The following is a 19,921-nucleotide window of genomic DNA, read 5'->3' on the forward strand; positions in this document are numbered from 1 at the left end:
AGACTGATCGGGCGCGTAATAGCGCAAGTTATTACCAATCCTGTCCATCTCCGGGCAAACAAGCTGTTCGTCGCAGGCATCTACATGCCTTCGTCAATGACTTGGGCAAGTATCTTGCCTGCGGATAAACCCGCCGGTTAGTGGAAACCAGTCCGGAATACAAAACAACTTCCACATCGGAGTCCCAACTACATGACCATCACCACCAACGAGAAGTCCGGTACCCCGCAGGTCGCCATCAACGACATCGGTACTGCCGAGGACTTCCTCGCCGCGATTGACGCAACGATCAAGTACTTCAACGACGGCGATCTCGTCGAAGGTACCGTTGTCAAGGTTGACCGCGACGAGGTCCTGCTCGACATCGGTTACAAGACCGAGGGTGTCATCCCTTCCCGCGAGCTTTCCATCAAGCACGACGTTGATCCCGGAGACGTTGTCTCCGTTGGCGATCAGGTCGAAGCCCTGGTGCTCACCAAGGAAGACAAAGAAGGCCGTCTGATCCTCTCCAAGAAGCGCGCACAGTACGAGCGTGCCTGGGGCGACATCGAGAAGGTCAAGGAAGAAGACGGCGTCGTTACCGGTACCGTCATCGAGGTTGTCAAGGGTGGTCTTATCCTCGACATCGGGCTGCGCGGCTTCCTGCCGGCATCCCTCGTGGAGATGCGTCGCGTCCGCGACCTGGCTCCGTACATCGGTCAGCAGATCGAGGCCAAGATCATCGAGCTGGACAAGAACCGCAACAACGTTGTTCTGTCCCGCCGTGCCTGGCTCGAGCAGACCCAGTCCGAGGTTCGTTCCACGTTCCTCAACAAGCTGGAAAAGGGCCAGGTTCGTCCGGGCGTTGTTTCCTCCATCGTCAACTTCGGTGCATTCGTGGACCTTGGCGGCGTAGACGGCCTCGTCCACGTTTCCGAGCTGTCCTGGAAGCACATCGACCACCCCTCCGAGGTTGTCGAAGTTGGCCAGGAAGTCACCGTTGAGGTTCTGGAAGTTGACCTCGACCGCGAGCGTGTCTCCCTGTCGCTGAAGGCTACGCAGGAAGATCCGTGGCAGACCTTCGCCCGCACCCACGCCCTCGGCCAGGTTGTTCCGGGTAAGGTCACCAAGCTCGTTCCGTTCGGTGCGTTCGTACGCGTCGAAGACGGCATCGAAGGCCTGGTCCACATCTCCGAGCTGGCAGTCCGCCACGTGGAGCTCGCCGAGCAGGTTGTCTCCGTTGGAGACGAGCTGTTCGTCAAGGTCATCGACATCGATCTTGAGCGCCGCCGCATCTCGCTGTCCCTGAAGCAGGCCAACGAGGGCGTCGATCCCGAGGGCACCGAATTCGATCCGGCTCTGTACGGCATGGCCGCAGAGTACGACGAAGCCGGCAACTACAAGTACCCGGAGGGCTTCGACCCCGAGTCCAACGAATGGCTCGAAGGCTACGAGACCCAGCGCGCCGCTTGGGAGCAGCAGTACGCTGACGCCCAGGCCCGTTGGGAAGCCCACAAGAAGCAGGTTGCACAGCACGCTTCCGAGGACATCGCAGCTGCTTCGGATACGTCCGAATCCGCTTCGACGAGCTACTCCTCCGAGCCGGCCGTTGCCGAGACGGGTGCCGGCACGCTGGCTTCCGACGAAGCACTGGCTGCACTGCGCGAAAAGCTCACGGGAAACTAATTCCCGCCGGCTCCTGAACCCGGTTCTCCGGACCAGGTAACCGCCAAAAAAGCGGACCTCCACTTCGGTGGGGGTCCGCTTTTTGCTGTGCCGTGTCCAGCAGGCGCTGTGCCGTGTCTCGCAGGCGCTGTGTCCTGCTAGGCGGAGTCCCGGACCACCAGTGAGGTGGGCAGCCGGTAGACGCGTGCTGCCGGCCGGCCCTCAATCAGCTCCACCAGCAGCTCAGCCATCTTCTCGCCCAGGGCAGAGATGGGATGGTGGATGGTGGTCAGGGCCGGGCTGACGGTGGTCGCATAGTAATCGTCATCAAAGCCGACGACGGCGATGTCCTCCGGGATGCGCAGGCCCCGTTCCTTGATGACGGAGTACGCACCGGCTGCCATCTGGTCGTTGGCAGCGAAAATCCCATCGATGGGTTTGCCGCGGTCCAGCAGGCGCCGCATGGCAGCCGCCCCCGAAGTCACGGTGAAGTCGCCAACTTCGACCAGGGCGTCGTTGAGGCCTCCGGACGCCAGGGCTGCCCGCCAGCCGGCCAGCCGGTCAACCCCCGGGGGCATGTCCTGCGGTCCGGCGATGGTCGCAATATGGCGGCGGCCGCCTTCCACGAGGCGTGCCGTGGCCGCCGTCGCGCCCTCCTCGTTGTCGACCTCCACGAAATAGCTGTCTTCCGCATCCACCAGCGGCCGTCCGGCGAACACGACCGGCAGGGAACGTGCCAGACGCGCCCAGGAATGGTCTCCACTGTGGTGGGACACCACAAGCACGCCGTCCACGTTGCCGCCCATCAGATAGCGGCGTGTCTTATCCGGGTCCGACTCGGAGGACGTGACGATGTTGAGCACGTATTCGGTGGTGTTCAGGTACCGGGCCACACCTTCCACGACTGTGGCGAAGAACGGATCCGCGAAGACCTTTGACGTGGACTCCGGGACCAGCAGGGTCACCGTATGGGTTCTCCTGCTGGCCAGGGTCCGGGCGGCCCGGTTAGGCACATAGTTGAGGGCGCGGACGGCTTCCTCGACGGACTCGGCGAGGTGCGGAGCGACGGACTGGGCTCCGTTGACCACGCGGGAGACCGTGGCACGGGACACCCCCGCCAAGGCCGCCACCATTTCCAGAGTGGGGGCCGACCTCCCCGCGTCAGCGCTCATTCTTGTCTCCCTGTGCTGCGTTCGGTTCCAGACGGCGGAAAATGCCGGCCGGAACCCAGTTTACGGCCAGTCAGACAACCGGCACGGTCGATGCTGTTTCAAGCGGCGGGATACCCGTGCGCTTGGCGGCGGCAATCACCCGGCTGTACGCATGGCCGCTGTCCTTGACGGTACGTTCCTGGGTGTCATAGTCGACCCGGACAATGCCGAAACGCCTGCTGTATCCCCAGGACCACTCAAAGTTGTCCATCAGCGACCACACGAAGTAGCCGCGGACGTCAGCACCGGCCTCGATGGCCTGCCCCACCGCGTTGATGTGGTCCAGGATGAACCCGGTGCGTTCGGCGTCCGGCACGCTGCCGTCCGCACTGACGACGTCGTCGTAAGCCGCCCCGTTTTCGGTGATGTACAGCGGCGGCAGCGCCGGGTACTCCTCGCCCAGACGGAGCAGGAGCGTGCGCAGCCCGTCGGGATTGACCTCCCAGTCCATGGCAGTACGGGGCAGGCCCCGGCTCGGGAACGTGATGTGCTCGGCACCGATCCACGGGGACACGGCCTTCCGGCCGGACCCGCCCGAGTGACCGTCGGATCCCGAGGTGTCCGGATGGCCGCTGATGAGGTCATCGTGATAGTGGTTCACGCCGAGGAAGTCGATGGGGGCGGAGATGATGTCCAGGTCTCCCGGCTCGATGACCTCGGCCAGGCCGAAGGGCTCAAGGTCCTTCAGCGAATCCTCCGGATAGGCACCGCGGAGGATGGGGTCCAGGAAAATCCGGTTCTGCAGCGAATCAAAGAGCCGGGCCGCTTCCAGGTCCACCGGATCGGAGGGATCACGGGGAATTGAGTTGCTCAGGTTCAAGGTGATGCCCAGCTGCTGGGCGCCGCGGCTGCGGAGCTCGGCCACGGCGAGGCCGTGGGCAAGGTGCTGGTGGTGTACCGCAGCGATGGCCGCGCGTGGTTCCTGCCGGCCTGGAGCATGAACCCCGGAGCCGTAGCCCAGCAGCGAAGAGCAGAACGGCTCGTTGAACGTGGTCCAGTGCTGGACCCGGTCGCCCAGAGCGGAGTAGACATCATTCGCATATTCGGCGAAACGGTAGGCAGTGTCGCGGTTGGCCCAGCCGCCCTTTTCTTCCAGGGCCTGCGGAAGGTCCCAGTGGTAAAGGGTGAGCCAGGGCAGGATTCCCGCACCCAGCAGTTCATCCACCAGCCGGGAATAGAAATCCAGTCCCTTGGCATTGGTGCCGCGGTCGCCCGGGCGTACCCGTGCCCAGCTGGTGGAGAACCGGTAGGAGTCCAGCCCCAGGTCTTTCATCAGGGCGACGTCGGCGGGCATCCGGTGGTAATGGTCCACTGCCGTTGCCGGCGTGTCCGCGTTTCGAACGTTGCCGGGGACGCGGGCAAAGGCATCCCAGACAGAATCTTCCTTGCCGTCCTCCAGTGCCGCGCCTTCAACCTGGGCTGCCGCAGTGGCGGATCCCCAGATAAAGCCAGCCGGGAAATTGGTCCACTCCGGGGTGTTGATCGTCATTAGCCCTTCACTGCTCCCTGCATAATTCCGGATATAAGTTGTTTGCCTGCCACTGCGAAAAGGATGAGCAGGGGGATGGTTGCCAGTACGGCACCGGTCAGCACCACGGAGTAGTCCGTGTACCGGTTGGACTGCAGCTGGCTGAGTGCCGTCTGGAGTGTGGGGTTGCCGGCGTCCAGCACCAGCAGCGGCCACAGGAAGTCCGTCCAGGCGGACATGAACGTAAAGAGGCCGAGGATCGCCATGGCGGGCCTCGCCGCCGGCAGTGCCACATGCCAGAAGGTCTTGATCATGTTGGCCCCGTCCATCCGGGCCGATTCGATCAGCTCGTCCGGGATGACGTCCACGAGGTATTGGCGCATGAAGAACACACCGAAGGCCGTAACGAGCGTCGGGACGATCACCGCGCCGATTTCACCGGTCCACCCGAAGGTCCGCATGAGCATAAACAGCGGAATGATTCCGAGCTGGGTGGGTATCGCCATGGTCGCCACCACGGCAATCATCAGCCCGTTGTTCCCGCGGAACCGGAGCTTCGCGAACGCGTAGCCGGCCAACGTGGAGAACGTCACCACTGAAACGGTGATGATGGTGGAAATCAGCACGCTGTTCCACAGGGCGGTCCAGAACGGAATGGAGTCGATCACTTCGGCCACGTTGGTCCAGAAGTTTCCGCCCGGGAGCAGCGGCGGCCATTTCAGGCTCAGCGCCGCATTGCTCCGGCTGCCGACGACGGCGGACCACCACAACGGATACGAGGAACCGATGAAGAACGCGAGCAGCAGCCCGTAGGTCAGGTATCCGGGGCGGAGGCCGTTTCCGAAAATGCGGTGCCGCAGCGCCGGTCCGCGGCGTGGTTCCCGGGACGCGGTCCCGGTAACGGCCACGCCGGGTGCCCCGGCGGCGGCGTTTTTCTGCTGGGCGATGCTCACTGGTGCTTCCCTTCAGCTGCCGGCCGGCGGCGGGACCGCCTGGCCTCGGATGACGCGATCCGCCGGGACAGCAGCAGATTGAGGATTCCGAAAAGAATGATGATCAGGAACAGCAGCCAGGCGATAGCCGACGCTGCACCGAAGTCCTGCCGCTGGAACGCCATTTCCCACAGGTAAAGGACGGTGGTCTGGAATTCCCGCTCCGGTCCGCCGGCGTACGTCGGATCGAAGAGGCGCGGCTCCGTGAAGATCTGCAGGCCGCCGATGGTGGAGGTGATGACCACGAAGATCATGGTCGGGCGGATACTCGGCAGGGTGATGCTGAAGAACCGGCGGATGGCTCCGGCACCGTCGATTGCGGCGGATTCGTAAATGTCGCGCGGCACCGCCTGCATGGCTGCCAGGAGGATCAGGGCGTTGTAGCCCGTCCACCGCCAGTTGACCATGGAGGCCACGGCAATATGGCTCGGCAGGGTTTCCGTCCGCCACATGATCGGATCAATACCGAAGTTGCCCAGCACGCTGTTAATGAGACCGTGCTGTTCGTTGAACATGTTGGTGAAGATCAGGGCTACGGCCACCGGTGTGACCACGTAGGGGAGCAGGATGCTCATGCGCCAAAACGTCTTGGCGCGGATGTTCTGGTCCAGGACAGCGGCGATCACGAGTGCGCCGACCAGCTGCGGAATTGCGGAGAGCAGGAAGATGCTTATCGTGTTGAACAGCGAATTCCAGAAGAAGCGGTCCCGGAGGACCTCGGCGAAGTTTCCCAGGCCGACAAAGTCGCCCTGCCCTTTCAGGAGGTGCCAGTCGTGCAGCGAAACCCAGAACGTGTAGACCAGGGGAAACAGGCCCACGAGGGCGAAGAGCAGGAAAAACGGCGAAATGTACAAGTAGGGGGAGGCTTTGACGTCCCAGACGTTGAGCCGCTGCCGAAAGGTAAGTTTGGTCTTTTGCTCAGGCGGCGTTGCAGCAGCGGGAGGCTTGACGGTTACGGTCATATCGATTCTCACAGTCCATCCGGGGGCCCCCGGAATCCCGGGGGCCCCGCGTTCCGATAGGTGCTAGTCCTTGACGACCAGCTCGTTCAGGAGTTGAACTGCTTCCTTCCAGGCACCTTCGCCGTCGACCTTGCCCGCATCAAGCTGGGTCAGGGCTACGCCGAAGACCTTCTCCTGGATGACCGAATCGTCCGGGCCCTTGAACTGGGCAACCACGCCTTCGGCCCGGTTAGCCAGGATGGCTCCCGTGGGAGCGTTATTGAACATCGGATTCGGCTTGGCTTCCTCGGCCAGCTGCTCCTGCGCTTCGATGGTGCTCGGGAAGTTGTTCGCTGCCGCGGACTGCTTCACCTGCTGCTCCGGAGCGGTGAGCCAAGCTGCCAGCGCCGCTGCTTCTTCCTTGTGCTCGGAGGTTTCAGGAACGGCAAGGAACGCGCCGCCCCAGTTGGAGGCGCCACCGGGGAAGACATCGGCGAAGTCCCAGCCCGAATCCTGGCCGCCGCCGGCCGATTCCAGCTGTTCCTGGATGGTGCCCAGCATCCAGCCCGGGCAGACGAAGGTGGCGAAGGAGCCGTCGGTGAAGGCCTTGCCGGTGCCCCAGTCCCACTTGGTTTCGTTGGCCGAAAGGCCGGCCTGGGTTCCGGCGGCAAGCTGCAGGAACTGCTCCTTCATCGCGTCGTTGCCCTCGATGTTCAGTTCACCGTCTTTGGTGTAGTAGCCCTCCTCCATCTGGTTCACCATGGAGTTCCAGACAAAGCCGGACTGGTCGTACCAGGCCTGGCCGGTCTTCTCGTTGTACTGCTTACCAAGCTCGAAGTAGGTTTCCCACGTGGCGTCGTCTCCGCCGAAGAGTTCCGCTACGGACTCGCGGTCACTGGGCATGCCGGCGGCTTCGAAAAGCTTGCCGTTGTAGCACAGGCCCTGCGGGCCGATGTCGGTTCCGTAGCCGATGACGCGGCCTTCCGAGTCGGTGCCCTGCTTGTACTTCCAGTCCACCCAGTTGTCCTTGATGTCCTCGGCGCCGTATTCCTTGAGGTCCACGAACTCGTCGGAGACGTCCATGACCGCGCCGAGCCAGCCTTCCTCGAGGGCGACCACGTCGCTGACGCCGGAACCGGCAGCCAGCTTGGTGAAGAGATCGGTCTGTGCATTGGCACCGCGGTCGATATTGTTCGCCTTGATGTCGATGCCGGGGTTGGCTTCCTCGTATTCGGCATACAGATCGTCGTAGCCGAACGTTCCGAAAGTGGTGACGGTCAGTTCGAGGGGATTGTCTTCGCTTGCGGCTTCGCTGTCGCCGCCGCCGCAGCCTACGGCCAGCATGGCCACAACTGCGGCACCTGCAATCGCCGCCGCGGGATGTCGGAAATTCTTCACGGTCACTCCTTTGTGTGGGTAAAGCGGTAATAGTCCCGGTTGGTAGACCGTGCCGACTGCTTTGATGGCTAGATCCGACATAAGCGGGAGATGGGGAACAGCGGACTTCCAGCGAGAGGGAGCCGAGACTGAGAGAGCGCTCTCTCGACGTCGACTTCAGGCTAGGTGTGATGTGCGCCACTGTCAAGAGAGCGCTCTCTGGAGATTCCCGCACGCCCGGCCGGACGTGCCCTGCCGGTGGTACCTTAGCGCCTCGTGCTCACGGTCACCGTGAATTTCGGGTTGCGGGCCACCTCGCGTGTCGGGCCGACAAGCCGGGTCAAGGCGGGCTTGTACAGGAGGTGGCTGTTCCAGACCGTCCAGAGTTCCCCGCCGGGCTCAAGGACGCGCCCGGCATCGGCGAAAAGCTTCAAGGCGATGCCTGCGTAGACGGCGGCGCCGATGTGGAAGGGCGGGTTGAGGACAATGAGCTGTTCGGAACTGTCGGGGAGTGGGCCCAGCGCATCGGCCCGGGTGACGACGGCGCGGTCCGCCACACCGTTGGCCTCCAGGGTGCGGGCGGCGGAGGCTGCGGCTGCGGCCGACTGGTCCGTCGCCAGCACCCGGAGTCCCGGGCGGGTCAGGGCAAGGTACGAAGCTATCGCTCCGGTGCCGCAGCCCAGATCCACGGCACGGTCCGCAGCGCGGGCGGAGGCCAGATGGGGCAGCAGGAACCGCGTGCCGGGGTCCAGTGCCGCGCCGCCGAAGGCGGCACCGTAGGCCTGGAGTTCGAGCGGCCGGGCCAGGCCGACGTCGTGCCGCTGGGACACCGGGAACCGGTCTGCGGGACGCCGGTCCATGGGCAGCGGTGCGGAGGCTGTCAGTACCCGGGACTTCTGCCGGCCCAGCCCTGCCGTGACCGTTCCGAAGTAGCGCGCCAGGACATCGTTCATGGCAGTGGTCATATGCTTGACCCGCCCGCCGGCGTACACCGCGACGTCCGGAGCGGCATGCCCGGCGATCAGGGCAGCGATTTCCTCCAGCGCGGCCAATGACCGGGGGAGCCGCAGCAGCACGACCCGGGCGCCTTCGACCAGCGGAGCGGCCAGGGGATGATGGGTGTAAACCCCCGGCAGCCCCAGGTCCGCGGCGTTGGCATCCAGTGCCTGCTCGCCGCTCAGCGGATCCTGGTGGACCCGGAGTCCACGAAGCCCGTGGCGGGCTGCGGCGCCGAGCGTCAGCGCGCCGTAGGAATCACCGATGACAACGACGCCGGGCTGCCCGGTGTCCGCCGCCAGGGCTGCCGCCGAGAGGTCCGCTGCGGCCGTGTCGAGCAGGAGGAGGTCCGCAGCGTCCCACGCCTGCAGATTGGGGGCCTCCACATCGGGCCGGCGGCGGAGGCGGGCAACATCGAATTCGGTCCCGCCCGGTGCTGGGTCAGTCACGGTCAATCCATTCTGTTCCAAGGGGGACCGGATCGGAGGCTCCGGCGGTCAGTGATGCGAGCCGGGCGTGGAAGGCGTCCAGTGCGTCGGGCATGTCCGGCAGGGCCACCCTGATGGAAGCTCCGGCGGCCGAATAGTCCGTGCCCAGCACGCTGACGCCCGCAGTCCGGAGCTCGTTTTCCAGCCGTCCCGCCGCGGAGTGTCCAGCGGGAATGCCGTACAGCCGCATCCGGCGGCGGCGGAGCAGGGGAGCGCCGGAGAGGGCGGAGGAGACAGACTCGGAGTAGGCACGCACCAGTCCGCCGGCGCCGAGCAGGATGCCGCCGAAGTAACGCACGGTCACCGCGGTGATGTCGCTGAGATCGGTGGCCCCGGAAAAGGTTTCGCGCTTGGTCAGCGCTTCGAGCATCGGGATGCCGGCGGTGCCGGAGGGTTCGCCGTCGTCGTTCGAGCGCTGGATTTCCCGGCCCGGTCCCAGCACGAACGCGCTGCAGTGGTGCCGGGCGTCGTGGAATTCGCGGCGCAGGTCCGCCACCAGGGAGCGCGCCTCTTCTTCGGTCTCAGTGCGCCGGAGCACCGTGATGAAGCGTGAGCGCTTGATGTCGAGTTCGGAGCGGTGCTCGGCAGCGATGGTGGTGTAGCGCCCCGCCGCCGCGTCAATATCGCTCACCTGTCCATTCTAGTGGCCGCCGCCGCCGTCGTTTGCGGCAGCGGTAGGCTGGGGGCATGCTCAAGGTTGGACTCACCGGCGGGATCGCTGCCGGAAAATCCCTGGTCGCCCGGACACTCCAGGAGTGCGGTGCCGTGCTGGTGGATGCGGATGCGCTGGCCCGTGAAGTGGTGGAGCCGGGAACACCCGGTCTTGCCGCCGTCGTCGACGCCTTCGGCCCGGGCATTCTGTCCGCGGATGGGTCCCTGGACCGGCCGGCGCTGGCTGCCGTCGTCTTCGCCGATGCCGGACGCCGGGAGGTGCTGAACGGCATCGTCCATCCGCTGGTCCGCGCCCGTGCCGCCGAACTGGCCGCCAAGGTGCCGTCCGACGGGATCCTGGTCCAGGACATTCCCCTGCTGGTGGAGACCGGACAGGCGGAGAACTTCGATTTTGTCCTCGTGGTCGAGGCCCCCGAGGAGGCCCGGCTCGAACGCATGGTCCGCAACCGGGGAATGGAACCGGACGCCGCACGTGCCCGGATCGCCGCGCAGGCCTCACCGGAACAGCGGGCGGAGGCGGCCGACGTCGTACTGCACAACACGGGCACTCCGCGGGAACTGGCAGCCGCCGTGCGGGAACTCTGGGAGACCCGGCTGGTGCCGATGAACGAGGCCCGGACGCAGGCTCCGCAGTAGAACCCGGACAGCAGCCTGATTCCGCGTTCAGCCCCTAGCAAAGCGGACCGTGGCTGTCCGTGGAGCGGAGTAGTTTTATAGGCATGAGTCTTGCGCAGGACATCAAGAGAGTAGTGGCACCGTTTGAGGTCATTAGTGACTACAAGCCCGCCGGTGACCAGCCCACCGCCATCAAGGAACTGGCCGAGCGGATCAACGCCGGCGAGAAGGACGTTGTCCTCCTCGGCGCCACCGGTACCGGTAAGAGCGCGACGGCGGCCTGGCTCGTCGAGCAGGTGCAGCGGCCCACGCTGGTGATGGTGCAGAACAAGACCCTGGCCGCGCAGCTGGCTAATGAGTTCCGCGAGCTGCTGCCCAACAACGCGGTGGAGTACTTCGTCTCCTACTACGACTACTACCAGCCGGAAGCGTACGTCCCGCAGACAGACACCTTCATTGAGAAGGACTCCTCGATCAATGAGGAAGTCGAGCGCCTGCGCCACTCGGCCACGAACGCGCTGCTGACGCGCCGGGACGTGATCGTGGTGGCAACGGTGTCCTGCATCTACGGTCTGGGCACCCCGGAAGAGTACATCGAGGCAATGGTGACCCTGCGCCGCGGGCAGCAGATGAACCGTGACGACCTGCTGCGCCGGTTCGTAGCCATGCAGTACGTCCGCAATGACATGGACTTCCACCGCGGGACCTTCCGCGTGCGCGGCGACACCGTCGAGATCATCCCGATGTACGAGGAAAACGCCATCCGTGTCGAGTTCTTCGGGGACGAAATCGAGAACATCTACACGCTGCATCCGCTGACCGGGGACGTCATCCACGAAGAAAACGAAATGTACGTTTTCCCGGCGTCGCACTACGTGGCCGGCGAGGACCGGATGCACCGGGCCATCCGGCAGATCGAGGATGAGCTGCAGGTGCGGCTGAAGGAGCTGGAATCGCAGAACAAGCTGGTGGAGGCCCAGCGGCTGCGGATGCGCACCACCTATGACCTGGAGATGATGCAGCAGATGGGCTTCTGCAACGGCATCGAGAACTACTCGCGGCATATCGACGGCCGTGGGCCGGGCACTGCCCCGCACTGCCTGCTGGACTACTTCCCGGATGACTTCCTGCTGGTGGTGGATGAATCCCACGTCACCATCCCGCAGATCGGTGCCATGTACGAGGGCGACATGTCCCGTAAGCGGACCCTGGTGGACCACGGTTTCCGGCTGCCCTCGGCCATGGACAACCGGCCGCTGAAGTGGGACGAGTTCCTGGAACGGATCGGCCAGACCGTGTACATGTCCGCCACCCCGGGCAAGTACGAGCTGTCCAAGTCGGACGGCTACGTGGAACAGATCATCCGCCCCACCGGCCTGGTGGACCCGCAGGTGGTCGTGAAGCCCAGCAAGGGCCAGATCGATGACCTGCTGGGGGAGATCCGCACCCGCACCGAGCGGGACGAGCGCGTCCTGGTGACCACGCTGACCAAGCGCATGGCCGAGGACCTGACCGGCTACCTCCTGGAGCACGGGGTCAAGGTGGAATACCTGCACTCCGACGTCGACACCCTGCGCCGCGTGGAACTGCTCCGCGAACTGCGGATGGGCACTTTCGACGTGCTGGTTGGCATTAACCTGCTCCGTGAGGGCCTGGACCTTCCCGAGGTGTCGCTGGTGAGCATCCTCGACGCCGACAAGGAGGGCTTCCTGCGGTCCTCCACCTCGCTGATCCAGACCATCGGCCGTGCGGCCCGAAACGTGTCCGGCGAGGTGCACATGTACGCGGACCGGATTACCGACTCGATGGCCAAGGCCATTGACGAGACCAACCGCCGGCGGGAGATCCAGGTCGCGTACAACAAGAAGCACGGCGTGGACCCGCAGCCGCTGCGCAAGAAGATCGCGGACATCACCGACCAGCTGGCCCGCGAGGACGCCGACACCAAGGCCCTCCTGGCAGAGGCGGCCAAGCAGAAGACGAAGGGCAAGGGCAAGGGGGTCCGGAAGGACGGCCTTGCTGCTGCTCCTGCGGAAGACCTCACCACGCTGATTGCGTCCATGACCGAGCAGATGCATGCCGCTGCCGCGGAGCTGCAGTTCGAATTGGCTGCCCGCCTCCGCGACGAGGTGGGGGACCTGAAGAAGGAACTCCGGCAGATGCAGTCCGCCGGGCACGCCTAGGCACGTCCGGGCACGGGAAATGTCGGTGGCCGGCGCTACGGTGGGACCATGCAGTTCACCTCCCCGCCGGTCCCACCGGCAGCACCGGCGCTTCAGGCGCTTCCGGCAGAGAGTGCCACCTCCTGGTGGGACATCGTTGCGGCCCTCGGCCCCCTGGCCGTCCTGCTGGCCGGTACCCTGACCTTCATCGTGGGCTGGAAAACACTGGAGCAGCGCCGGAACGCCGACCAGCGGTCGGAATGGTGGACCAGGGCGCAGTGGGCCATCGAGGCTTCCCTGTCCGACGACCCCCGGCGCCAGGAAACCGGTCTGGGTGTGCTGGACCTGTTGGCCCAGAGCGACCTCGCCGGGGCCGAGGAAGCGGCCATCATCAGCATTGCGTGGGCGCGGCCGCTGACGGCGATAGTGGACTCGAACGGCGATATGAGCCAGAATGAAACCATCACGAGCGCACCCGGAATGGAGGAGGCCGACGATGACAACAGCAGCACTGCCGCTGGCACGCGGAGGTAAGACCCCCGCCGATAAGGCTGAACGCGACGACCGTGACCGCGAACGGGTGCAGATCCGCGCCGCACGGCTCCGGCTCACCACCGACCGCAAGCTCGGCAAGCCGACTCCGGAATGGGTGCGGAAACTCGCTGACCGTCCGCTGTAGCGGCCGCAAAGACATCGAGGCAGGTCCCCGGCAATCGCCGGGGTCCTGCCTTTTTTACTGCTGCGTGTCCTGGCCGCGGACCATATCCAGCAGGCGCCCAAAGATGGTCTCGCCGTCGTCGGCAATGCCGTCGTGGTGGAAGTCGGCGCTTTCCCAGACCTGCAGTCCGCGGACGGCTTCCGCTGTCTCCAGCGACAGGTCCCGGTCAACATAGATATCGTCCGTGTAGACGGCGGCAGCCACGGGCACGGTGTTGCGTGCCAGCTGCCCTGCGTCGTACAGCGGTCCCCAGTCGGCTTTCCGCGCCAGCAGCTCGGCCGTGTCCCGCAGCGGAACCAGCGCCGGGTCCTCGTCGAAGTACCAGGGGTAAACCATTTCACCGGTGTACAGCGGCTCGGGTGCCGTGGGTTCAAACGCGGGGAAGGACTGCAGCACGCGTTCGGCGGCCCAGTTGGTGGCCTGCCCCTGGGCGTAAATGGACTCGTGCAGCACCGCGTACAGCGGATTGGCGGCCCGGCTGACCAGCCCGTGCACCGCTTCCAGGAAGGTGTCGGAAAGCCGTTCCCCGTCCGGGGTGGGGACAAAGGCTTCCTGCAGCAGGTAATGCAGCCCGTCCACCCGGGTGTTGCCGCCCAGATAGGAGCCGGCCATCTGGAAGCGCCGTACGCTCAGGCGTTCTCCGGAGGGAAGGTATTCCGGGACGGATTCCAGATGCCGGGCAATCCGGGTGGTGAGCTCCCGGTCCTCCGGGTAGCGGGAGAAGTACTCGGCGTTGCGGGCCGCGACGCGGCGGAAGGTGGCCTCGTACACCCGGTCGGCGGGACCGGCCAGCGGTGCCAGCCCGCCGGTCACCAGGCATTCACGCAGTCCCTCGGGGGCGAAGGACAAGTAGGTGAGCGTGCAGAACCCACCGTAGCTTTGCCCGTAGGTGCTCCACGGTCCGGATCCGAGGGACTCCCGGATGAGCTCGGCGTCCGCCACGATCGAGTCCGCCCGGAAATGGGCGAGATATGTGGCCTGCGCAGCGGCGTCCCCGCGCAGCGGAAGGGTCTGGCGGTCTGCGGGGGTGGAGAGGCCGGTGCCGCGCTGGTCCAGCATGAGGATGCGGAAGTGCTTGGCTGCGGCCTTCGTCCAGCCGCCGAACTGCAGCAGCCGGTTTCCCTTACCGCCCGGTCCGCCCTGCAGGTACAGCAGCCACGGCAGGTCCTCAACCTCACCGGCAGGCAGCTCTGCGTCGCTGTATTCGCGGGCAAAAACGGTGATGCTCTCGCCATCGGGCACGGCATGGTCCAGGGGAACCGTGAAGCGGTGGTCCGTGACCCGCATGCCGCGGACGTCGTAGGGCGCCGAAGCGGTGTGCGGGACACTCATGCGGACGGCTCCGTTCCCGCTGTGTTGGCGGTTTCTGCTGCGCCGCCAAAGGAGGCGAGCGCCCCGCCGGTAAGCCGGAAGGTGGTCCAGTCGTCCTGCGGCAGGGCGCCGAGGGACTTGTAGAAGCGGATGGACGGCTCGTTCCAGTTCAGCACGCACCACTCCACCCGGGCGTAGCCGCGCTCGACGGCGGTTTCCGCCAGCGTCCGCAGCAGCGCCTTTCCGATGCCCCTTGCCCGTGCCTCGGGACGGACGTAGAGGTCCTCCAGGTAGATGCCGTGCACACCCTCCCAGGTGGAGTAGTTCAGGAACCAGAGGGCAAACCCCTGAACCGTTCCACGCTCCTCGGCCACATGGGCGAAGATAGCCGGGTGCTCCCCGAAAAGGTTCGCCTCCAGGGCCTCCACGGTGTTCTTTACCGCGTGCGGCTCCTTCTCGTAGATGGCCAGGTCATGGATCAGCTCGAGGATGACGGGAACGTCTTCCCGGCGTGCGGGACGGATCTGCATGGGCTCCACCCTAATCCAGCCGGCCTGCGGTGATCACCTTGATGACGGGGCTCCCCGCCTCGTCAGACGCGGCAAGGTCCACCTCCGCGGTGATGCCCCAGTCCAGGTGGTTGGCCGGGTCCTTGAAGATCTGCCGGACTTCCCATTTTCCGGGCAGTTCCTTGATGATCAGCAGGTTGGGTCCGCGGCCGTCGGGGCCGTCGTCAATGTCCTCGTGTTCTTCGAAGTAGGCGTCCAGGACCTCCGCCCAGCGGTCGGCGTCCCAGCCGGCCTCGCCGTCGAGCTCCCCGAGGGCACGGTCGTCCTCATCGGCGAAGAGCTTCACCCGGGAGAACATCTCGTTGCGCACCATCACGCGGAAGGCCCGCACGTTGGCGGTCAACCGGTCGGGCACCGGCGGGAGCACCGGTTCATTCGAAGCGTCCGGGTTGATGCCGTTGGTCAGCTCTTCCCATTCGTCCAGCAGTGAGGAGTCGGTCTGGCGGACCAGTTCGCCGAGCCATTCGATGATGTCCTCGAGGTCTTCACGCAGCCGCTCCGGCGGAACCGTGTGCAGCAGCGCCTTGTAGGTGTCCGACAGGTACCGCAGCAGCACGCCCTCGGAGCGTGCCAGTGAGTAGAACTGCACGTACTCGCCGAAGCTCATGGCCCGCTCGTACATGTCGCGGACAATCGACTTGGGGCTCAGCTCGAACTCGCCAAGCCACGGGGCGCCGGAGCGGTAGACCTCGAAGGACTGCTCCAGCAGCTCCGCCAGCGGCTGCGGGTAGGTGACCTCCTCCAGCATGGCCATCCGCTCGTCGTACTCGATGCCCTGGGACTTCATGGCGGCGATGGCTTCGCCCCGAGCCTTCTTCTCCTGCGCGGAGAGGACCTGGCGGGGCTTTTCCATGATCGCCTCGATCACGGACACCACGTCCAGGGCGTAGGACGGGCTGTCCGGATCCAGGATCTCCAGGGAGGCCATGGCAAAAGGAGAAAGCGGCTGGTTCAGCGCAAAGTTCGGCTGCAGGTGCACTTTCAGGCGGACGGTGCGGCCGTCGGCGTCGGGCTCCGGCAGTACCTCGACAATGCCGGCGGTCTTCAGCTCCCGGTAGATACTGAGGGCCTTCTTCATCAGGGCCAGCTGCGAGGCGCGGCTCTCATGGTTGTTGGTCAGCAGCTTCTTTGCCGCGGTAAACGGATCGCCCGGGCGCTCCAGCAGGTTCAGCAGCATGGAGTGGGTGATGTTGAAGCTGGAGGTCAGCGGCTCCGGGGTGCCGTCCACCAGCTTCTCGAAGCTGGGCTTGCCCCAGGAGACAAAACCGGCCTGCGGCTTCTTCTTCACCACCTGGCGCAGTTTCTTCTGGTCGTCGCCGAACTTGGCGTGCGCCTTGGCCATGGCCTTGACGTTTTCGATCACGTGTTCCGGTGCCTGCACGACGACGGTCCCGGCAGTGTCATACCCGGCCCGCCCCGCGCGTCCGGCGATCTGATGGAACTCCCGGACCTTCAGGGGCCGGGTGCGGGTTCCGTCGTACTTGGACAGGGCAGTGATCAGCACGGTGCGGATGGGCACGTTGATGCCCACGCCCAGGGTGTCGGTGCCGCAGATGACCTTCAGCAGCCCGGCCTGGGCCAGCTGCTCCACCAGGCGCCGGTACTTGGGCAGCATGCCGGCGTGGTGCACGCCTATGCCGTGCCGGACCAGCCGGTTCAGGGTCTTGCCGAAACCGGGGGCAAACCGGAAGCCGGCGATCAGCTCTGCGATCCGGTCCTTTTCCTCCCGCGTGCAGACGTTGATGCTCATCAGTGCCTGCGCCCGGTCAATGGCTTCGATCTGGCTGAAGTGCACCACGTAGACGGGCACCTGCTTGGTCTCCAGCAGTTCCTCGAGGGATTCCTGCACCGGGGTTTCCACGTAGTAGTAGTGCAGCGGAATGGGACGCTGCACGGAGGAGACGGTGACCGTGTCCCGGTTGGTGAGTTCGCTGAGCTCGTTCGCAATCCGGGTCATGTCACCCAGGGTGGCGGACATCAGCAGGAACTGTGCCTGCGGCAGCTCCAGGAGCGGGACCTGCCAGGCCCAGCCGCGCTGCGGATCGGAGTAGAAGTGGAACTCGTCCATGATGACGGTGCCCAGGTCCGCGTCCGCTCCCTCGCGCAGGGCGATGTTGGCCAGGATCTCCGCGGTGCAGCAGATGATCGGGGCGTCCTTGTTCACCGAGGAGTCGCCGGTGACCATGCCGACGTTCTCGGCACCGAAAATCTCGCACAGGGCGAAGAACTTCTCCGAGACCAGGGCCTTGATCGGGGCGGTGTAGTAGCTGCGCTCGTCGTGCGCCATGGCATGGAAATGCGCTGCGATGGCCACCATCGATTTACCTGAGCCGGTGGGAGTGGCGAGGATGACGTTGTTGCCCGTCACCAGCTCCATCACTGCCTCGTCCTGCGCCGGGTACAGCGACATGCCCCGGCTCTCGACCCATTCCAGGAAGGACGTGTAGGTCTCATCGGGATCGACGGTGCGGGTGCTGGACGGGCCGGAGGCAAGCTGTTCAAGAAGTTTCATGTCCATACCAGACTATCGGCCCGCGCCGTTGCCGTTTTCCGCAGGGTGCTTCCACCTCCCCGGTAGGCTCGGGGCATGAAATGGGACCCGGATAAGTACACGCAGTTCTCCTCCCACCGCGACCGCCCGTTCTTCGACCTCACCGCCCGGGTGGCAGCGGAGTCTCCGGCGCGGGTGGTGGACCTCGGCTGCGGCACGGGTGTCCTGACCGCGGCGCTCGCCGCCCGCTGGCCGCAGGCAGAGGTTCTCGGCCTGGACTCCTCCCAGGAGATGATCGACGGCGCGCTCGCCATGGAGGGTGCCCCGGCGAACCTGGGCTTCGTGCAGGGCAGGATCGAGGACTGGGAACCGGCGCCCGGCACGGACGTGGTGGTGTCCAACGCCGCACTGCAGTGGGTGCCGGGTCACCAGGATCTCCTGCGGAGATGGGCTGCACAGCTCGACGACGGCGCCTGGCTGGCCGTGCAGGTCCCGGGCAACTTCTCCGCACCCTCCCATGTGCTGATGCGGGAGCTGGCGGCGAGCGCCGCGTGGGCACCGAAGCTGGACGGGGTGCTGCGCCATGCCGACGCCGTGGACGAGCCGGCGGACTATCTGGCCTTGATGACAGCGGCCGGGTTCGAGGCGGATGTCTGGGAAACCAGCTACTCCCAGGTCCTGGCCGGCGACGACGCGGTCCTGGAATGGGTCCGGGGAACGGCACTGCGTCCGGTCATCGATGCCCTGTCCGCCGGGGACTTCGCCGCCTTCGAACCCGACTACGCGGAACTGCTGCGCGCGGCCTACCCGCAGCACGCCTGGGGAACCGTGTTCCCGTTCCGGCGCTTGTTTATGGTGGGCCGGAAGGCCGTCTGAGGTCCGGGCCTCCGGTCCGCCGGGGGTTTGGCCTGCGGCGGACCGCGGACATCAGCGGCGTGCCGAGGCTGTCGATCTGCCTGTTGGCGTGCAGCTGGGTGCCGGCCCCGCCGCGCTGGACGTGCCTCGCGAAGTAGAGGGCGGCACCCAGTCCGGTCAGCAGGAAGCCCGTGGCCAGGGCTGCCGGGTCGAGGGACGGCAGCTGGGCGGCGGCAGCCACGGCAGCCAGGACCGGGACTGCCGGACCCAGTGGGAGCCGGGCACCTTCTCCGGGCCATTTCCGGTGTCCTAGTACTGCCGCCGCAACGCTGACCACCACCATGGCGATGATCGCCGCAACATTGGCGACGGAAACCACGAAGGTGGTGTCGTTCAGGACCACCAGCAGCACCGTGATGATCCCGAGCAGCAGGACGCTCACGTACGGATGCCCGCGGCGCGTATGGCGCCCAAGCACCGGCGGCACATCGCCGCGGGCAACCATGCGGAGCATGATCTCCGACGCGCCCAGGACGTTTGCATTGGCGCCGGAGAGCGTCGACAGGCACGCCGCGAAGGCCACCAGCAGCCCACCCCAGGCACCCATCACAATCTCGGCTGCCTGCGAGACACCGGTGGAAGTGAACCTGGTGATGCCGCTGGCGGTCATGGCCAGCACCGTACCCAGATAAACAAGCCCGGAGACCAGGATGGTCAGCATGATGGCGCGCGGCACCGTCCTGCGGGGGTCTTTGACCGATCCGGCCATATTCGTAATGACGTTGAAGCCGGTATAGGCCGTGAACAGAAGCGCCGCGGCGGAGAACACACCGCCTGCCCCCTCGGGCAGCGGACGCTCCAGCTGGGGGAGCCGAAGCTGGAGCAGGCCCCAGACGGAAAACAGCACCAGCAGGGCCAGCTTGATGCCGACAATCCAGGTTTCCGCCTTGGCCACCACCGCCGTCGGCCCCAGGTTGAGAGCCGTCACCAGGGCGGTGGCGGCGAGCGCCAGCAGCAGTGTCCCGGCAGCAGGCAGGAAGTACTCGGAGAGATAGTCGCCAAAGGAAACGGTCAGGTAGGCAATGATGGTGGCGCCGTTGAGATAAAACGCCCACATTACGATGAACCGCCAGAACGGGCCAAGGATGTTCCCGACCGGCGCGTACCCGGATTCGCCCTCCCCGGCGCGGGTGGAGACCACAATGAAGGACAGCGCGCAGAGGCACATGACTGCGCCGGCCAGGATGTAGCTGGCCGCGGCGCCCGGACCGGCCAGGTTGACGGCGGTTCCGGAGAGGGTGAAGACGCCTCCTCCCACCGTGGTGCCGACTCCGAAGGCCACGCAGGCCACGAGCCCGATCTGCGTTGGCTCCGGGTCCTGCGGCTTTGGTGACGGTGATGGTCTGGCCAC

General features: G+C 65.6%; 17 protein-coding genes. 6 read left to right on the forward strand and 11 right to left on the reverse strand.

Annotation, left to right across the window (positions count from 1 at the left end; genetic code table 11):
- Positions 1-192 precede the first annotated feature (192 nt).
- Positions 193-1,665, forward strand: coding sequence for a 30S ribosomal protein S1 (gene rpsA, locus QNO03_RS01900; protein WP_229948192.1), 1,473 nt, complete (start codon positions 193-195; stop codon positions 1,663-1,665).
- A 137-nt stretch (positions 1,666-1,802) separates the two neighbouring features.
- On the opposite strand, the gene QNO03_RS01905 is transcribed toward rpsA, so the two are convergent.
- The 7 genes from QNO03_RS01905 to QNO03_RS01935 all read right to left on the reverse strand — a co-directional run bounded on the left by QNO03_RS01905 (position 1,803) and on the right by QNO03_RS01935 (position 9,748).
- Positions 1,803-2,816, reverse strand: a complete 1,014-nt coding sequence (locus QNO03_RS01905) for a LacI family DNA-binding transcriptional regulator (RefSeq protein WP_289601590.1) — start codon at positions 2,814-2,816, stop codon at positions 1,803-1,805.
- A 70-nt stretch (positions 2,817-2,886) separates the two neighbouring features.
- Positions 2,887-4,344 (reverse strand): GH1 family beta-glucosidase, encoded by a 1,458-nt coding sequence (locus QNO03_RS01910; RefSeq protein WP_289601592.1) that lies wholly within the window; start codon positions 4,342-4,344, stop codon positions 2,887-2,889.
- Positions 4,344-5,183 carry a carbohydrate ABC transporter permease gene (locus QNO03_RS01915; RefSeq protein ID WP_229948896.1) on the reverse strand — a complete coding sequence of 280 codons (840 nt, stop codon included), beginning with the start codon at positions 5,181-5,183 and terminating at the stop codon, positions 4,344-4,346. Before QNO03_RS01915 ends, QNO03_RS01910 begins: the two co-directional genes overlap by 1 nt.
- A gap of 89 nt (positions 5,184-5,272) precedes the next feature.
- Positions 5,273-6,277, reverse strand: coding sequence for a carbohydrate ABC transporter permease (locus QNO03_RS01920; protein ID WP_289602043.1), 1,005 nt, complete (start codon positions 6,275-6,277; stop codon positions 5,273-5,275).
- Between the two features lie 63 nt (positions 6,278-6,340).
- On the reverse strand, positions 6,341-7,600 hold the full coding sequence (locus QNO03_RS01925) for an ABC transporter substrate-binding protein (RefSeq protein ID WP_289602044.1): 1,260 nt from the start codon (positions 7,598-7,600) through the stop codon (positions 6,341-6,343).
- A 299-nt stretch (positions 7,601-7,899) separates the two neighbouring features.
- Positions 7,900-9,078 carry a class I SAM-dependent methyltransferase gene (locus QNO03_RS01930; RefSeq protein ID WP_289601594.1) on the reverse strand — a complete coding sequence of 393 codons (1,179 nt, stop codon included), beginning with the start codon at positions 9,076-9,078 and terminating at the stop codon, positions 7,900-7,902.
- The gene (locus QNO03_RS01935; RefSeq protein ID WP_289601596.1) at positions 9,071-9,748 is read right to left on the reverse strand and encodes an IMPACT family protein; all 678 of its coding nucleotides are present in this window, start codon (positions 9,746-9,748) and stop codon (positions 9,071-9,073) included. Before QNO03_RS01935 ends, QNO03_RS01930 begins: the two co-directional genes overlap by 8 nt.
- A 56-nt stretch (positions 9,749-9,804) precedes the next feature.
- On the opposite strand from QNO03_RS01935, the gene coaE reads away from it, so the two are divergent.
- The 4 genes from coaE to QNO03_RS01955 all read left to right on the forward strand — a co-directional run bounded on the left by coaE (position 9,805) and on the right by QNO03_RS01955 (position 13,245).
- Positions 9,805-10,425 (forward strand): dephospho-CoA kinase, encoded by a 621-nt coding sequence (gene coaE, locus QNO03_RS01940; RefSeq protein WP_354003872.1) that lies wholly within the window; start codon positions 9,805-9,807, stop codon positions 10,423-10,425.
- A gap of 83 nt (positions 10,426-10,508) precedes the next feature.
- The gene (uvrB, locus tag QNO03_RS01945; RefSeq protein ID WP_289601598.1) at positions 10,509-12,587 is read left to right on the forward strand and encodes an excinuclease ABC subunit UvrB; all 2,079 of its coding nucleotides are present in this window, start codon (positions 10,509-10,511) and stop codon (positions 12,585-12,587) included.
- Positions 12,588-12,635: 48 nt separating this feature from the next.
- Positions 12,636-13,100, forward strand: a complete 465-nt coding sequence (locus tag QNO03_RS01950) for a hypothetical protein (protein WP_289601599.1) — start codon at positions 12,636-12,638, stop codon at positions 13,098-13,100.
- Positions 13,063-13,245: a hypothetical protein gene (locus QNO03_RS01955; RefSeq protein ID WP_229948210.1), complete on the forward strand. Its 183-nt coding sequence runs from the start codon at positions 13,063-13,065 to the stop codon at positions 13,243-13,245. Before QNO03_RS01950 ends, QNO03_RS01955 begins: the two co-directional genes overlap by 38 nt.
- 54 nt (positions 13,246-13,299) lie before the next feature.
- Here the strand turns inward: QNO03_RS01955 and QNO03_RS01960 are convergent, their stop codons facing one another.
- From QNO03_RS01960 to QNO03_RS01970, 3 genes are read right to left on the reverse strand one after another with little or no spacing between them, the layout of a single operon-like run.
- A complete protein-coding gene (locus QNO03_RS01960) occupies positions 13,300-14,616 on the reverse strand; it encodes an alpha/beta fold hydrolase (RefSeq protein ID WP_289601600.1) in 1,317 nt (438 codons plus the stop codon).
- Positions 14,613-15,125: a GNAT family N-acetyltransferase gene (locus QNO03_RS01965; RefSeq protein WP_289601601.1), complete on the reverse strand. Its 513-nt coding sequence runs from the start codon at positions 15,123-15,125 to the stop codon at positions 14,613-14,615. Before QNO03_RS01965 ends, QNO03_RS01960 begins: the two co-directional genes overlap by 4 nt.
- A 10-nt stretch (positions 15,126-15,135) precedes the next feature.
- Complete coding sequence (locus QNO03_RS01970; RefSeq protein ID WP_289601603.1) at positions 15,136-17,676, reverse strand: DEAD/DEAH box helicase; 2,541 nt, start codon at positions 17,674-17,676, stop codon at positions 15,136-15,138.
- Positions 17,677-17,751: 75 nt separating this feature from the next.
- Between QNO03_RS01970 and QNO03_RS01975 the strand changes: the two genes are divergently transcribed.
- The gene (locus QNO03_RS01975) at positions 17,752-18,531 is read left to right on the forward strand and encodes a trans-aconitate 2-methyltransferase (protein WP_289601604.1); all 780 of its coding nucleotides are present in this window, start codon (positions 17,752-17,754) and stop codon (positions 18,529-18,531) included.
- Here QNO03_RS01975 and QNO03_RS01980 read toward each other — a convergent pair.
- Positions 18,506-19,921, reverse strand: a complete 1,416-nt coding sequence (locus QNO03_RS01980) for an APC family permease (RefSeq protein WP_289601606.1) — start codon at positions 19,919-19,921, stop codon at positions 18,506-18,508. The two genes, QNO03_RS01975 and QNO03_RS01980, sit on opposite strands and share 26 nt — an antisense overlap.

It is taken from the genome of Arthrobacter sp. zg-Y877, from assembly GCF_030373105.1.
Taxonomy (GTDB): domain Bacteria; phylum Actinomycetota; class Actinomycetes; order Actinomycetales; family Micrococcaceae; genus Arthrobacter_B.

What these genes read in the sequence shown, in the direction of transcription:
- QNO03_RS01910 (WP_289601592.1), bottom strand. Translation starts at nt 4,344, where the DNA reads ATGACGATCAACACCCCGGAGTGGACCAATTTCCCGGCTGGCTTTATC.
- QNO03_RS01975 (WP_289601604.1), top strand. Translation starts at nt 17,752, where the DNA reads ATGAAATGGGACCCGGATAAGTACACGCAGTTCTCCTCCCACCGCGAC.
- uvrB (WP_289601598.1), top strand. Translation starts at nt 10,509, where the DNA reads ATGAGTCTTGCGCAGGACATCAAGAGAGTAGTGGCACCGTTTGAGGTC.
- QNO03_RS01960 (WP_289601600.1), bottom strand. Translation starts at nt 14,616, where the DNA reads ATGAGTGTCCCGCACACCGCTTCGGCGCCCTACGACGTCCGCGGCATG.
- QNO03_RS01955 (WP_229948210.1), top strand. Translation starts at nt 13,063, where the DNA reads ATGACAACAGCAGCACTGCCGCTGGCACGCGGAGGTAAGACCCCCGCC.
- QNO03_RS01965 (WP_289601601.1), bottom strand. Translation starts at nt 15,125, where the DNA reads ATGCAGATCCGTCCCGCACGCCGGGAAGACGTTCCCGTCATCCTCGAG.
- coaE (WP_354003872.1), top strand. Translation starts at nt 9,805, where the DNA reads ATGCTCAAGGTTGGACTCACCGGCGGGATCGCTGCCGGAAAATCCCTG.
- QNO03_RS01905 (WP_289601590.1), bottom strand. Translation starts at nt 2,816, where the DNA reads ATGAGCGCTGACGCGGGGAGGTCGGCCCCCACTCTGGAAATGGTGGCG.
- QNO03_RS01970 (WP_289601603.1), bottom strand. Translation starts at nt 17,676, where the DNA reads ATGAAACTTCTTGAACAGCTTGCCTCCGGCCCGTCCAGCACCCGCACC.
- rpsA (WP_229948192.1), top strand. Translation starts at nt 193, where the DNA reads ATGACCATCACCACCAACGAGAAGTCCGGTACCCCGCAGGTCGCCATC.
- QNO03_RS01950 (WP_289601599.1), top strand. Translation starts at nt 12,636, where the DNA reads ATGCAGTTCACCTCCCCGCCGGTCCCACCGGCAGCACCGGCGCTTCAG.
- QNO03_RS01920 (WP_289602043.1), bottom strand. Translation starts at nt 6,277, where the DNA reads ATGACCGTAACCGTCAAGCCTCCCGCTGCTGCAACGCCGCCTGAGCAA.
- QNO03_RS01925 (WP_289602044.1), bottom strand. Translation starts at nt 7,600, where the DNA reads ATGCTGGCCGTAGGCTGCGGCGGCGGCGACAGCGAAGCCGCAAGCGAA.